Source organism: Halogeometricum sp. CBA1124, assembly GCF_009741955.1.
Lineage (GTDB): Archaea > Halobacteriota > Halobacteria > Halobacteriales > Haloferacaceae > Halogeometricum > Halogeometricum rufum.
Genome location: NZ_WPCD01000104.1, coordinates 1 through 12,656 on the forward strand (window position 1 = coordinate 1; position 12,656 = coordinate 12,656).

Annotated in this window: 10 protein-coding genes and 4 pseudogenes; 4 read left to right on the forward strand and 10 right to left on the reverse strand. The window is 69.3% G+C overall.

The window, feature by feature from the left end:
- The 4 genes and pseudogenes from GJ632_RS12865 to GJ632_RS12880 form a co-directional block, all read right to left on the reverse strand.
- Nucleotides 1-436, reverse strand: a pseudogene (locus tag GJ632_RS12865) (hypothetical protein); the annotation flags it as partial.
- A gap of 106 nt (nucleotides 437-542) precedes the next feature.
- On the reverse strand, nucleotides 543-1,358 hold the full coding sequence (locus GJ632_RS12870; protein WP_191453176.1) for a hypothetical protein: 816 nt from the start codon (nucleotides 1,356-1,358) through the stop codon (nucleotides 543-545).
- 81 nt (nucleotides 1,359-1,439) lie between these two features.
- Nucleotides 1,440-2,089: pseudogene (locus GJ632_RS12875) on the reverse strand (alpha/beta hydrolase).
- Nucleotides 2,089-3,027 (reverse strand): ring-cleaving dioxygenase, encoded by a 939-nt coding sequence (locus GJ632_RS12880; RefSeq protein WP_191453177.1) that lies wholly within the window; start codon nucleotides 3,025-3,027, stop codon nucleotides 2,089-2,091. The pseudogene GJ632_RS12875 and the gene GJ632_RS12880 overlap by 1 nt, the downstream one beginning before the upstream one ends.
- A 100-nt stretch (nucleotides 3,028-3,127) precedes the next feature.
- Here GJ632_RS12880 and GJ632_RS12885 point away from each other — a divergent pair, with 100 nt between their 5' ends.
- Nucleotides 3,128-3,535 (forward strand): helix-turn-helix domain-containing protein, encoded by a 408-nt coding sequence (locus GJ632_RS12885; RefSeq protein WP_089808208.1) that lies wholly within the window; start codon nucleotides 3,128-3,130, stop codon nucleotides 3,533-3,535.
- Here GJ632_RS12885 and GJ632_RS12890 read toward each other — a convergent pair whose 3' ends face one another.
- Complete coding sequence (locus GJ632_RS12890; RefSeq protein ID WP_191453178.1) at nucleotides 3,536-5,368, reverse strand: AarF/ABC1/UbiB kinase family protein; 1,833 nt, start codon at nucleotides 5,366-5,368, stop codon at nucleotides 3,536-3,538.
- Between the two features lie 55 nt (nucleotides 5,369-5,423).
- Nucleotides 5,424-5,687, reverse strand: coding sequence for a hypothetical protein (locus tag GJ632_RS12895; RefSeq protein ID WP_089808212.1), 264 nt, complete (start codon nucleotides 5,685-5,687; stop codon nucleotides 5,424-5,426).
- 137 nt (nucleotides 5,688-5,824) lie between these two features.
- On the opposite strand from GJ632_RS12895, the gene GJ632_RS12900 reads away from it, so the two are divergent.
- Entirely contained in the window at nucleotides 5,825-7,489 is a 1,665-nt protein-coding gene (locus tag GJ632_RS12900; protein ID WP_191453179.1) for an acyl-CoA synthetase, read from the forward strand.
- 25 nt (nucleotides 7,490-7,514) lie between these two features.
- On the opposite strand, the gene GJ632_RS12905 is transcribed toward GJ632_RS12900, so the two are convergent.
- The 3 genes and pseudogenes from GJ632_RS12905 to GJ632_RS12915 form a co-directional block, all read right to left on the reverse strand.
- A complete protein-coding gene (locus GJ632_RS12905; RefSeq protein WP_089809221.1) occupies nucleotides 7,515-8,150 on the reverse strand; it encodes a DsbA family protein in 636 nt (211 codons plus the stop codon).
- Between the two features lie 225 nt (nucleotides 8,151-8,375).
- Nucleotides 8,376-9,311: an oxidoreductase gene (locus tag GJ632_RS12910; protein ID WP_089808216.1), complete on the reverse strand. Its 936-nt coding sequence runs from the start codon at nucleotides 9,309-9,311 to the stop codon at nucleotides 8,376-8,378.
- A gap of 57 nt (nucleotides 9,312-9,368) precedes the next feature.
- A pseudogene (locus GJ632_RS12915) lies at nucleotides 9,369-10,255 on the reverse strand (isoaspartyl peptidase/L-asparaginase).
- 205 nt (nucleotides 10,256-10,460) lie between these two features.
- Here GJ632_RS12915 and icd point away from each other — a divergent pair.
- Complete coding sequence (gene icd, locus GJ632_RS12920; protein WP_191453180.1) at nucleotides 10,461-11,723, forward strand: isocitrate dehydrogenase (NADP(+)); 1,263 nt, start codon at nucleotides 10,461-10,463, stop codon at nucleotides 11,721-11,723.
- A 111-nt stretch (nucleotides 11,724-11,834) separates the two neighbouring features.
- On the opposite strand, the pseudogene GJ632_RS12925 reads toward icd, so the two are convergent.
- Nucleotides 11,835-12,183: pseudogene (locus GJ632_RS12925) on the reverse strand (cupin domain-containing protein).
- A 76-nt stretch (nucleotides 12,184-12,259) separates the two neighbouring features.
- Between GJ632_RS12925 and GJ632_RS12930 the strand changes: the two are divergent.
- On the forward strand, nucleotides 12,260-12,656 hold a 397-nt coding region (locus GJ632_RS12930), incomplete at its 3' end, for a DUF5817 domain-containing protein (protein WP_191453181.1).

A 12,656-nucleotide genomic window follows, 5' to 3' on the forward strand; every position in this document is an offset into this window, starting at 1 on the left:
GACAGTCGCGGAGGAGGGGGGCCGCGACGGCGACGGACGGGTGCGCCTCGATGCGGAGTCGGACGTTCGGCGTCGGCCCGAGTCTGACGACGCCGTCCTCGGTCCGGACGCGCGCCTCGGCCCGGCCGTCCGTCGTCGTCAGCGAGAACGTCGCCGACGAGAGCGAACGCAGGAGCGACGAGGAGCGCTTCGTGACGTGCGCGCGGACCGCGCCGGCCGACAGGTCGGCGTTCGGCGTGACCGTCACGTCGCCGACGTCGGCCGCGACGACCAGCGACTGCACGCCCGTCGCGGCGTCCGTCGTCGTCTCGCGCTTCCCGACGAACGGCCGGACCGTTCCCGTACACCCCGCCAGTCCGGCGAGACCGGTGACGGCGGCGGACGCGAACGCGCGGCGTCGGAGGGCGGCGTCGTGGAGGCTGTCTGTGTCGTCCATCTCGTCCGTGTGTCGTCGGTGCGTCACTTCAACCTCCGCCGCCCGTCGCCGACCGGACGACTGGCCCCCGACGTTTATGTGGGAGAGCGCCGCCAGACCCTCCGTCTCAGAGGACGACGTCGCCGTCGAGGAGCAGTTCCGCCTCGGTCCGTTCGGCCTCCGGTCCCTCCGCGACCAGCGTCGGTTCGCCGACCGGGTCGTCGAAGCGCTCCGGGTCGGGTTCGACGCGCGTCAGCATCGCCGAGAAGCGCGTTCCCTGCCTCCCCTCGGCGGAGACGATACCGCCGTACCGTCGCTCCTCGAACGGCGTCTCGTCGGGGTCGGGGAACTCCTCGCGGATGATCTGTGCCGTCTCGCGGACGTATTCGGCCGCTCGCCGCTGGCTGTACTGGCTCTCCGCGTGGTACGCCTCGGCGTGTTCGGGGTCGAGGTCCGTGGCGTCGTGTTCCGGCGACTCGTAGCGGACCGACTCCGTCGTCCGGTATCCGCTCGCGAAGCGAGCGTTCACCGTGAAGCTGTCGGGGTACCGGAGGATGATGGGAAAGAACAGCACGTCGGTGACGGTAGTGCGCTGCTGTATCCGCCAGAGCCCCTCGAAGTAGTAGGCGGCGAGCGCGCCGATTCGGTCGTCCCGCTCACCGCGGCTGTAGGCGACGGCGACGGACTCGTAGTCGTCGCCCGCGAACTGCCGGAGTCGCCGGCGGAAGCTCTCGGCGACCCGGTCGAACTCCGCCTCGTAGGCCGCCAGTAACGGGACGTCGGGGTCCGCGAGCAGGTCCGCCTTCCGCTCTCTGGCGTCCGCGACGCGCATCATGTTCTCGTGGAACAGGCGTTCGGCGTCCTCGCCCGGGAGCGGTGTCCGGACGGCGGTCCGGTGTAGCACCTCCGCGTCCCCGTTGAACCGTTGGCCCGTTATCGTCATCGACCACACAACTATTTCGAGTGTTGATAATTCCTCGGTCGACGGGCGGAACGGGAAGAACGCGGGCGTGAACGCCGCGGATTACTCGCCGAGCAGGCGGCCGACGAGGGTTCGCAGGAACTCCACTTCCTCGGGGAAGATGCCGTGACCGCGGCCCTCGTACACGTCGAACCGAACGTCGGCACCCATCCGTTCGAACTCGGCCACCGTCTCCTCGCGCGCGAGACGGGGATGTGCGGGTCGTCGTCGCTGACGCCGAGCATGACGGGCGTGCCGTCGAACGACCCCTCGAAGTGGAACGTCTCCCCCTCGGGGCCGACGAACCCGCCGGAGAGGAGGACGACGCCGCCGTAGCGGCGGGGGTTCAGCGCCGCGTACGACGAGAGGAGACACGCCCCCTGCGAGAACCCCGTCAGCAGGAGTTTCTCTGCCGGCAGACCGGTCGTCTCGCGGGCGCGTTCGACGGCGCGGGCGAGGTGCGCCAGCGCCGACTCGTAGAACGGGGCGTTCGACTCCCGGGGGGCCATGAACGGGTTCGGGTACCACGTACCGCGCGCCGCCTGCGGGGCGACGTAGTGGACGCCCTCGCGACCGAACTCGTCGGCGAACTGGAGCATCCCGCGGGCAGTCGCGCCGCGGCCGTGGACGAGGACGACGGCGGCGTCGGCGTCCTCGGGGTCGGCGCCGGCGGTCAGAATCGGCTGGTCGGCGTGCGGGTCGGCGTCGGCCATCAGTCGGCCGCCTCCTCCGTGACGGCGTCGAGTGGGGGCAGGTTCGCCCGAATCTCCTCGCGGTCGTCTTCCAGCCACGACGGGAGTTTGAGCTCCGACCCGAGCGACTCGACGGACTCGTCGGCGGTGAAACCGGGACCGTCGGTGGCTATCTCGAACAGGACGCCGCCGGGTTCGCGGAAGTAGATAGACTGGAAGTACTGACGGTCCTTCTGCGGCGTGACGTGCTGGCCGGCCTCCGAGAGCGTCTCGCGCCACGCCATCTGCGTCTCCGCGTCGGGCACGCGGAACGCGACGTGGTGGACGGTGCCGACGCCGGGGCGGCCGCGCGGCGACTCGCGGGTCAGGAGGTCCACGACCGTCGCCCGGTCACCGGGGGCGACGTAGCGCACGCGGTCGGCCGTCTCCGCGGTCCGTTCGAGGCCGAGGAGTCCGAGGACGCGACCGGTCGCGTCGGGTCGGGCCGACTGGAGCGTCACGCCGTGGAAGCCGCGAACCGCGGCGTCGACGGGGACGGGGCCGTCCGCCCACGGGTCGACGGCGGACTCGCTCTCGACCAGTTCGAGGGGTTGGCCGTCGCCGTCCGCGAACGGGAGGACGTCCGCGCCGAACCGCGTCTCGACGTCGTCGACGGTCACGCCGTGCGATTCGAGTCGCTCCCGCCAGTAGTCGAGACTCCCCTCGGGGACGGCGAACGCCGTCGCGACGGCCTGTCCGCGGCCGGACCGGCCGGGGCGGCCCTCGCCGAACGGGAAGAACGTCAGCGCCGTGCCGGGCGACCCCGTCTCGTCGCCGTAGTAGAGGTGGTAGGTGTGCGTGTCGTCGAAGTTGACCGTTCGCTTGACGAGGCGGAGTCCGAGCACGTCGGTGTAGAACCGGACGTTCTCGCTCGGGTCGCCCGCGACGGCCGTCACGTGGTGGATGCCTTCGGTGTTCATGGGGTGTCGAGGCCGGCTCTCGCCGGTTTCACTCTGATACTTAGTACGGAACCGAAACCATATGTAGGTTCCCGGACGTACGAGTCACCACGTGACATCAATGTCCCCGGACGACGACGACGAGAGATACAGCGAGGAAGCGTGCGGCGTCATCGACTCCATCCAGCAGATCGGCTCCCAGTGGCGACTCATCGTCCTCCACGACCTGCAGGACGGCGAGAAGCGCTTCAACGAACTCAAGCGTTCGACGGGGTCGAGTTCGCGGACGCTCTCGCGCGTCCTCGACGACCTGCAGGAACTCGGGTTCGTCTCCCGGCGACTGGAGGAGGACGCGCCCGTGGCGACGTACTACTCGCTCACGTCGAAGGGGGAGTCGCTGGCCCCGGTGTTCGAGGAGATAAACTGCTGGGCCGACCAGTGGCTCGGCGCGACGCCGACGGGCGAGGACCCCGCGGCGGTCGAAGACGAGGGCGACGGGGCCGGCGCGGCGACGGCCGAGGGCGAGTAGTCAGTCGCCGTCCTCGCCGCCGGGGGCCTCTCCGCGGCGGGCGCGGAGTCCCTGCCTCGTGAACTGCGGGTCGCCGCGGACGCGCACGCCGCGTTTGCGGCGGAACGTCCGGTAGAGGAGGAACGCCAGTGGGACGACGCCGAGGGCGACGACGCCCGCGGTCAGCTGATTCTCCAGCGCGTACAGCAGGGCGACGGCGAGGAGGTTCCCGCCGAGGAGGATGCCCGAGACGACCTTGCGGCCGAACGCCGAGAGCGCGTCCGAGTCGTCGAGGACGACGTTCACCCGGACGTTCTCGCGTTCGACCAGCCCGAGCACCGAGTTCAGTTTCGGCGGCACCGACAGGAGCGTCCGCGCCGTCTCCTGCACCTGTTCGCCCGCCTCTTCGACCGTCTCGCGGGCGAACCGCTCGCCCATCGAGGGTTCGTCCTCCTCGCCGCCCATCCCGCGCTCTCTCACGTAGTCGGTCACCTCATCCACGAAGTCGAACTCGGGGACGAGCGTCCGGCAGACGCCCTCCAGCACCGTCGAGACGCGGACGACGAGCGCGAGGTCCTGCGGCAGTCTGAGCGGGAAGTCGTACAGCGTCTCCTCGAACTGCGACACCAACTGCTGGACGCGGTACTGGTCGACGTCCTGCCCGCGGAGCGTCTCGATGGCGACGGCGAACGTCTCGCGCATCAGTTCCCGGTCGGCCGCGGGGTCCAGCGCCTCCATGGCGACGAAAGCGTCTATCACCCGGTCGATGTCGTCGCGCGCGACGCCGACGTAGAAGTCGTACATGTGGTCCCGCGTCGCGGCGTCCACGCGACCGGTCATGCCGAAGTCGTAGAAGACGAGCGTGCCGTCCGACTGGACGGCGAGGTTGCCGGGGTGGGGGTCGGCGTGGAACGCGCCGTCTTCGAGAATCATCTGGATGTACGTCCGTTCGAGGCGGCGGGCGAGTGCCTCGCGGTCGATTCCGAGTCGGTCTAACTCCCGCACGCGGTCTATCTTGACGCCCTCGACGTACTCCATCGTGAGGACGTTCCGCGTCGAGTAGGCGTCGACGGGGTCGGGGACACGAATCTTCGGGTCGTCCGCGAAGTTGGCCCCGATTTCGCGGAGCATCCGCGCCTCGTGGTCGTAGTCCATCTCCTCGTGGATTGTGTCGGCGAACTCGTCGGCGAGGTTCTCGAACGTGAAGCGCTGGCCGGGGTGGGCGAAGAACAGGAGGACGGGCATCAGCGTCTCGACGACGCGCAGGTCCGCCGCCACGACGCGGCGGATGTCGGGGCGGAGCACCTTGACGGCCACCTCCTCGCCGTCGGCGACGGCGGTGTACACCTGCCCGAGACTCGCCCCGCTTATCGGTTCGCGGTCGAAGCGGTCGAACACCTCGTCGACGGGGCCGAGTTCCGCCTCGACGCGGGGACGGACCGTCTCCCAGTCGTCCGGCGGCACCTCGTCCTGCAACGACGAGAGGACGTCGACGTACTCGCCGGGGAGGGCGTCCGGCCGCGTCGAGAGAATCTGCCCCAGTTTGATGAACGTCGGGCCGAGGGAGACGAGGCTGTCGCGGAGGGACGTCGCCCGCCGCCGCCGCGTCGTCGAGTCGGGGCGGCGGCGACGGCCGAACAGGAGGAACCGGCGCCTGTCGCGCGCCATCCCCACGAACAGGGGGAGGAACGCGCGGACGACGACGAGGAGTCGCCACAGCGACCGGAGCCTGACGCGGAGGCCCGACGGTTGGTCCGCGTCGTCGTCGGGGCCGGCGGCGTCGGAACCAGCGGCACCGGGTTCGGCGTCCGCGGGGTCGGTCGCATCGGCGGGTTCGGAGGCGGGGGCCGACATTCGGAGTGGTTCACTCTCGGGACCGCGAGCGTAAAAAGGGGACGCGTCGTCGACCTCAGATTTCGTCGTCGGGGTCGTGGTCGCTCGCGACTCGGTCGGCCTCGGCCGCGTAGCGGTCGCGCGTCTCGGGGTCCGCGACCGGTTCGAGATTCCCGGGGTCGACGTCCTTCGCGGCGGTGACCGTCTTCGTGTCGATGACCTGCGCGGCCAACTCGTTCCTGAACACCCGGTCGCCCTCGGGCGTCGCGTACGTCAGGATGACCAGGTCGCGGTCGTTGTAGCCCCGTTCGACCAGCCAACACCGGACGGTGTCGCTCATACCGGTCGTTGGTGCCGGAGCGGTTTCTACGCTGGGGCGGACGCCCGCCGGCGGCGCGGGTCGACGATTATTCCCTCCGATAGATTCAGCCAATCATAAGGGAAGATTATGTTCGTCACGGCTGTCGGTCGACCCGTATGTCGAACGGCCACAACCTGACCGACTACGACGCGACGCGGGAGTCGTTCTCGTGGGACGACGTGTACGCCGAGGCTGACTGGGACGCACCCGAGCGACTGAACGTCGCGCACGAGACGGTCGACCGGCACGCCGAGGACCGCGAGAAGGTCGCCCTCTACCAGGTCGGCACCGACGGCGAACTGACGAAGACGACGTTCTGGGAGTTGGCCGACCGGTCGAGCCAGTTCGCCAACGTCCTGGCGGAACTCGGCGTCGAACGCGGCGACCGCGTCTTCTCGTACATGCCGCGCATCCCCGAACACTACGTCGCCCTCGTCGGGACGCTCAAACACGGCGCGGTCTGGGGGAGCGTCAACGAGCGGTTCGGTCCCGACGGCATCTCCTACCGCCTCGACGACTGCGACGCCAGCGTCGTCGTCACCACGACCGACAACCGCGACACGGTGGCCGAGGCGCTGACGGACGCGCCGTCGGTCGAACACGTCGTCACCGTGGACCGCGGCGGCGGCGCGCCCGTCGACGATATCGCGTTCGGCCCCGCGCTCGACGGCGCGAGCACGACGTACGACGCCGCCGACACCGGCGGCGAGGACGACGCGCTCCTCTACTACACCTCGGGGACGACGGGGTTGGCGAAGGGCGTCCTCCACAAGCAGCGCTGGATAGCCGGCGTCGCGGCGACGCAGCAGTACGCCGTGGACCTGCAACCCGGCGACCTCTACTGGAGCACCGGCGACCTGGGCTGGCTGACCGGCGCGATAAACACGCTGGGCGCGTGGTTCTGGGGCGCGTCGCTGTTCACCTACGAGGGCGAGTTCGACCCCGAGGCGTGGGTCGAACTGCTCGACGAGTACCCCGTCGACGTCCTGTTCTCGGTCCCGACGGCGTACCGGATGCTCCGGGAGCGAGACGAACTGCTGGCCGACGCCGACGTGGACCTGCGGCACGCGCTCTCCATCGGCGAACCGCTCAGCGCCGGCGTCGTCGAGTGGGGTCGCGAGACACTCGGCGTCACCATCCTCGACACGTACGGGCAGACGGAGACGGGGAACATGATAATCAACAACTACCCGACGATGGACCTCAAGCCGGGGTCGATGGGGAAGCCGCTCCCCGGCATCGAAGCCGACATCGTCGACCCCGACACCGGCGAGGTGCTCGACCCGGGCGAGACCGGCGAGATAGCCGAACGCGGCGACTACCCGTGCTTCTTCGCGGAGTACTGGAACAAGCCCGAGCAGACGGCCGACTGTTTCGTGGACGGTCCCAGCGGCGAGTGGTATCTCTCCGGTGACCTCGCGTACAAGGACGAGGACGGCTACTTCTGGTTCGAGGGCCGCGCCGACGACGTCATCCTCTCGTCGGGCTACCGCATCGGCCCGTTCGAGGTGGAGAGCGCGCTCGGCGAACACGAGGCCGTCGCGGAGTCAGCCGTCGTCCCCAAACCCCACCGCGAACGCGGCAACATCGTCAAGGCGTACGTCGTCCTCAGCGAGGGGACCGAACCGTCCGAGGAGTTGAAGGAGGACATCAAGAACCACGTGAAGACCGAACTCTCCGCCCACGAGTACCCGCGAGAGATCGAGTTCCGCGACGAACTGCCGAAGACGGTCACGGGCAAGATTCGTCGCACCGAACTCAGAGACGAGACCGAGGGCTGAACCGCAGGCGAGACGCCGGCGCGTGCTACGTCCCTTCGACTAACCGCTTCAGATGCTCGGGCGGCACCGCGCCGCGGGCGCCGTACCCGTCGTAGGCGAACGTCGGCACGCCGGTCACGCCCTGCTGTCTCGCCTCGCCGAACGTCCGCCGGACCTCCTCGCGGAGGGCCTCGTCCGAGAGCGCCGACCGGACCTCCTCGCCCGCGACGCCGGCGTCCGCGGCGAGTTCGACGAGTACCGCTTCGTCGCCGATGTCCGCGCCGTCCTGCCAGAGGGCGTCGAACACCGCCTCGTCGAACGCCAGCCACGTCTCGTAGTCGTAGTGCTCCTTCACGTAGTAGGAGACCACCTGCGCGGGCAGCGAATCCACGTCGGTGGCGATGTCGAGGTCCATCTCCACGTCGTACTTCTCCTGGAGGCGACGGACGTTCTCCTTGGCCTGTTCGTAGTAGTCGTCGTCCTTGCCGTCGTCCACCGAGTGGTCGATGGTGCCGTCGGGGTTCCGCTTCTGACTGCGCAGGTCGAACGGGTGCCAGTCGATTTCGAGTTCGTCCTCGCGGGTCGCCTGATACTGTCGCAGTGACTCGCGCCCGAGGTAACAGAACGGACAGACGTAGTCGGAGTAGACGGTGATTCGGTCCGGAGAGTCGGCGTCGCTCATGCGTCCGGTACGTGGGCGGGCGGGTACAAGACACCACCGCGTCGATGCGTGCGCGGTGTCGTCCCACCACCGCGTCGATGCGTGCGCGGTGTCGTACACGCGTCCGGGGTGTGCCCCGCCGGGACACGACCGCGGCGGGCCGTCGCCGTCCCGCGTCGTGACCCCGCAGTCCTCCCCCTTCCGCGTCGCACCGGGCCGCACGGACTCGAACCGGGCCGCGCCGACTCAGATGCCGTACGTCACGCCGGTCAGGTGCTCCGACAGTTCCCACAGTCGGTGGGCGTCGTCCTCGTCGCGCGACGCCTCGCTAGACTCGTTCTCGCCAGGGTGCCCGCGCATGTTCTGGAAGCCGGTCGGGCCGACGTACGTCCCGCCGCGGGCGTCGTCGGCGGTGGCGGCGTACAGGAGGGGGAGCGCGCCCATCTCGGCGCTCTGCGCGAACGCGCGGTTCGCGAGCCCCATCCCCAGTTTCCGGACGAACGATCCCTCCATCTCCGGCCCGCGACGCTGGAGGTTCGTGTCGGCGTAACCGGGGTGACAGCCGAGGCTCACCACGTCGTCGACGCCCGCCAGTTCCAGTCGTCGCTGGAGTTCGTACGCGAACAGGAGGTTCGCCAGTTTGCTCTGGGCGTAGGCGTCCCACTTGTCGTACGACTCCTCGCCCATGGGGTCCGAAAAGTCCATCTCACCGTTCTCGTGCAGGCCGCTGGACTGGGCGACGACGCGCGTCTCGCCCTCGGTGTCGCGGAGGGTGTCGAGGAGGAGGCCGGTGAGGGCGAAGTGGCCGAGGTGGTTGACGCCGAACTGCATCTCGAAGCCCTGTTCGGTCTCCCGGCGCGGAATCGCCATCAGGCCGGCGTTGTTCGCGAGGACGTGGCAGTCGTCGAACTCCGCTCGGAACCAGTCGGCGAACCGGCGGACGGAGTCGAGGTCCGCGAGGTCGAGTCTGGCCAGCGTGAGGTCGGCGTCGGGCACCGCTTCGCGGACGTCTCGGGCGGCCTCGCGCCCGCGTTCGGGACTCCGGACCGCCATCACGACGTGTGCGCCCTTCGCCGCCAGCGCTCGCGTCGCCTCGTAGCCGAGTCCGCTGTTCGCGCCGGTCACGACCATCGTCTTCCCCGAGCAGTCGGGGACGTCGTCGGCAGTCCACTTGGAGGTCATCGGCCGACGCTACGGCGCGACGACGGGTAAGTTCGTGGCCCGCGGCAGGCGCTCGACCTACCGTTCGGCGACGCCCGTCTGCATGCCGTCGGTGTTGAACGCGCTCCCGACGCCCTCGCGACCGGCGACGATGACGCCCGCGCCGGAGCCCGTGAGTTCTCCGAACTCCTCGATGGCCAGGTCGGCGGCCGACTGGGCGTCCTCGCCGCGTTCGAGGTGGCGGACCGCGCGGCGGGTGAGCGTGGTCTTGGCGATGTCCTCGCCCGCGCCCGTCGCGGAGGCGGCCCCCGCGGGCGCGGCGTAGAACCCGGACCCGACCTGCGGCACGTCGCCGACGCGGCCGGCGAGGGCGAACCACCGCCCGCCGGTGGAGGTGGCGGCGGCGAACGCCTCCCCGTCGAAGGCGACGGCCCCGACGGTGTCGTGGTCCGAGAGGTCCGCGTCGTTCGAGGCGGTTGCGCTCGACTGCCCGAACTTGTCGTCGAGCCACGACAGGTGGTCGCGCGGCGACCCCGCCGGCGGGTCCGCCTCGTCCCAGCGCTGCCTCGTCTCGTCGGTGAAGAGGTCCACTCCGGTCTCGACGCCGAAGTCGGCGGCCACGTCCACCGCCGGTTCGCCCGCGACGAAGACGTGCGGCGTCTCCTCCATCACGCGCGGGCGGCGGAGACGGCGTGCTCGACGCCCGGCATGCCCGCGACGGCACCCGTCTCGCGGGCACTCGTCATCACGCCCGCGTCCGTCCGCACCCGTCCGTCGGACTGGACCGCCCCGCCGACGCCGGCGTTGAACGCCGGGTCCGACTCCATGATGCGGATGGCCGCTTCGACGGCGTCGACCGGGTCAGCCCGGGACGCGCCAGTCGCCGCCGCGTGGTCCACCGTCTCCTGTCTGGGTTCCGGGTCGTCCGGGACGCCGCCCGCCCCGCCGTGAACGATGACTCGCATGTCGTCGGCGACGAACGGGGAGCGCAAAACGGCACCGACACCCGCCGTCGCCTGCCGCGAGTCGGCGGCCGTATCGGCGGAAGTCGCGTTCACCCGAACGGCCGCGAGGGGACGAAGCGGCCACGTTCGCCGGGAAATCCAAGACTTGCCGTCCTGAACGATAACGGCAATACTTTACCGCCGGTCCGGGAACACCCGTCTGTTCATGAGCTACGACCAGATCGAAGTTCCCGAGAACGGGGAGAAGATCACGCTCGCCGACGAGGAGACGGGCGAGCTGTCGGTTCCCGACAACCCGATTATCCCCATCATCCACGGTGACGGCATCGGCACGGACGTCGGTCCGGCCGCCCAGAAGGTACTCGACGCCGCCGCGGATGCGACCGGTCGCTCCATCGAGTGGCTCCGCGTGTACGCGGGCGAGTCCGCCCGCGAGAAGTACGACGAGAACCTGCCCGAGGACACGGTGCAGGCCATCAAGGACCACCGCGTCGCCATCAAAGGTCCGCTCACCACGCCCGTCGGCGCGGGCTTCCGCTCGCTCAACGTCGCGCTCCGAAAGAAGCTCGACCTCTACGCGAACGTCCGACCGACGTACCACCTCGACGGCGTCCCGTCGCCCGTGAAGAACCCCTCGGCGATGGACATGGTCACGTTCCGCGAGAACACCGAGGACGTGTACGCCGGCATCGAGTGGGAGGCCGGTAGCGACGAGGTCCAGCAGGTCAAGGAGTTCGTCGAGGACGAGATGGGCGAGGACGACGTGATGCACGACGGCCCCATCGGCATCGGCATCAAGCCCATCACCGAGTTCGGGACGAAGCGACTGGTCCGCGAGGCCATCGAGTACGCCATCGAGAACGACCGCGACTCGGTCACCCTCGTCCACAAGGGCAACATCATGAAGTTCACCGAGGGCGCGTTCCGTGACTGGGGCTACGAACTCGCAGAGGAGGAGTTCGCCGAGGAGACCATCACCGAGGACGAACTCTGGGAGGAGTACGACGGCGAGCAGCCCGACGACAAGGTCGTCGTCAAGGACCGCATCGCCGACAACATGCTCCAGCAGCTCCTGACGCGGACCGACCAGTACAGCGTCATCGCGACGATGAACCTGAACGGCGACTACATGTCCGACGCCGCCGGCGCGCAGATCGGCGGACTCGGCATCGCCCCCGGCGCGAACTTCGGCGAGGGCCTCTGCCTCGCGGAACCCGTCCACGGGTCCGCGCCCAAGTACGCGGGCGAGGACAAGGTGAACCCGACGGCGATGATCCTCTCGGGCCGCCTCATGTTCGAGTACATGGGCTGGAAGGACGCCGGGAAGCTCATCCGCGACGCCGTCGAGAAGACCATCTCCGAGGGCGACGTGACGTACGACCTCGAACGGCAGATCGAGGGCGGCAACAAACTCGCCACGAGCGAGTTCGCCGAGGCCGTCGTCGAGAACATCGAAACGCTCTCGTAGAGAGCGTTTCGTGCGCTCGGAAATCGCAGATTTCCGAGGACATCGAAGAACTCGCGTAACGAGCGCTTCTCGCGCCCGAAATTTTCCTCTCTTTTCGCCGCGCGAGCGACGCTACTGTCCCTCGCCCCAGTCGGCCATCCGCCGCGGCGGGCTGAAGACGTCGAGGCCCTCGACTGGGACGTCGCCGCGGTTCTCGGCACCGTGCAGTTCGTCGGCATCGAGTGCGTACGAGTCGCCCGGGCCGACGACGACTTCCCGCTCGTCCTCGCCGACGACGAAGGTGAGTTCGCCGCTGACGACGTAGCGACCTGCTCCTGTTCGTGGCTGTGCGCGGGCACCGTCGCCCCCGGTTCGATGCGGAAGTGCTGGACGTTCATCCGGTCGCTCCCGGCGAGGACCGAGAGGTGGCGTCCGGGACGGCTTCGACCGCTTCGACCGAGTCGGTGGAGACGCGTTCCATGCAGAGTTGGCGCCCGACCCGGTATAAACGTACGCCCGGTGCCAAGGTTCAAATCCGACGACGCGGAAGCGAGCGTATGTACGCGGTGGTCGGGTGTACCGAGTGCGGCAGCATGTGGCTGCTCACCGACCCGAGACAGTCGAAGACGGCCAACTGTCCGCGGTGCGGGCGGACGCACCAGACGAAGAAACTGCGGACGTTCATCGAGACGGAGGACCGCGAAGCGGCCAGACAGGCCCGCGCCGCCCTCCTCGCGAAGAAGCACGGCGACAGCGAGGCGTTCGCCGAGACGGCGCACGTCTCGGAGATGGAGGAGTCGGTCGCCGAGTCCGGCGTCGACGACGAGGAGTACCTCGAAGCGTCGGGCCTCGACGCCGACGAAGTCGCGTCGGCGGGCGAACGGGCGATGGGCGGGGGGTCGTCGTCGCCGAACCGCGTCGACGTGGTTCGCGAGGCGATTCGGGCGACGGACC

What these genes read in the sequence shown, in the direction of transcription:
- GJ632_RS12870 (WP_191453176.1), bottom strand. Translation starts at nt 1,358, where the DNA reads ATGACGATAACGGGCCAACGGTTCAACGGGGACGCGGAGGTGCTACAC.
- GJ632_RS12880 (WP_191453177.1), bottom strand. Translation starts at nt 3,027, where the DNA reads ATGAACACCGAAGGCATCCACCACGTGACGGCCGTCGCGGGCGACCCG.
- GJ632_RS12885 (WP_089808208.1), top strand. Translation starts at nt 3,128, where the DNA reads ATGTCCCCGGACGACGACGACGAGAGATACAGCGAGGAAGCGTGCGGC.
- GJ632_RS12890 (WP_191453178.1), bottom strand. Translation starts at nt 5,368, where the DNA reads ATGTCGGCCCCCGCCTCCGAACCCGCCGATGCGACCGACCCCGCGGAC.
- GJ632_RS12895 (WP_089808212.1), bottom strand. Translation starts at nt 5,687, where the DNA reads ATGAGCGACACCGTCCGGTGTTGGCTGGTCGAACGGGGCTACAACGAC.
- GJ632_RS12900 (WP_191453179.1), top strand. Translation starts at nt 5,825, where the DNA reads ATGTCGAACGGCCACAACCTGACCGACTACGACGCGACGCGGGAGTCG.
- GJ632_RS12905 (WP_089809221.1), bottom strand. Translation starts at nt 8,150, where the DNA reads ATGAGCGACGCCGACTCTCCGGACCGAATCACCGTCTACTCCGACTAC.
- GJ632_RS12910 (WP_089808216.1), bottom strand. Translation starts at nt 9,311, where the DNA reads ATGACCTCCAAGTGGACTGCCGACGACGTCCCCGACTGCTCGGGGAAG.
- icd (WP_191453180.1), top strand. Translation starts at nt 10,461, where the DNA reads ATGAGCTACGACCAGATCGAAGTTCCCGAGAACGGGGAGAAGATCACG.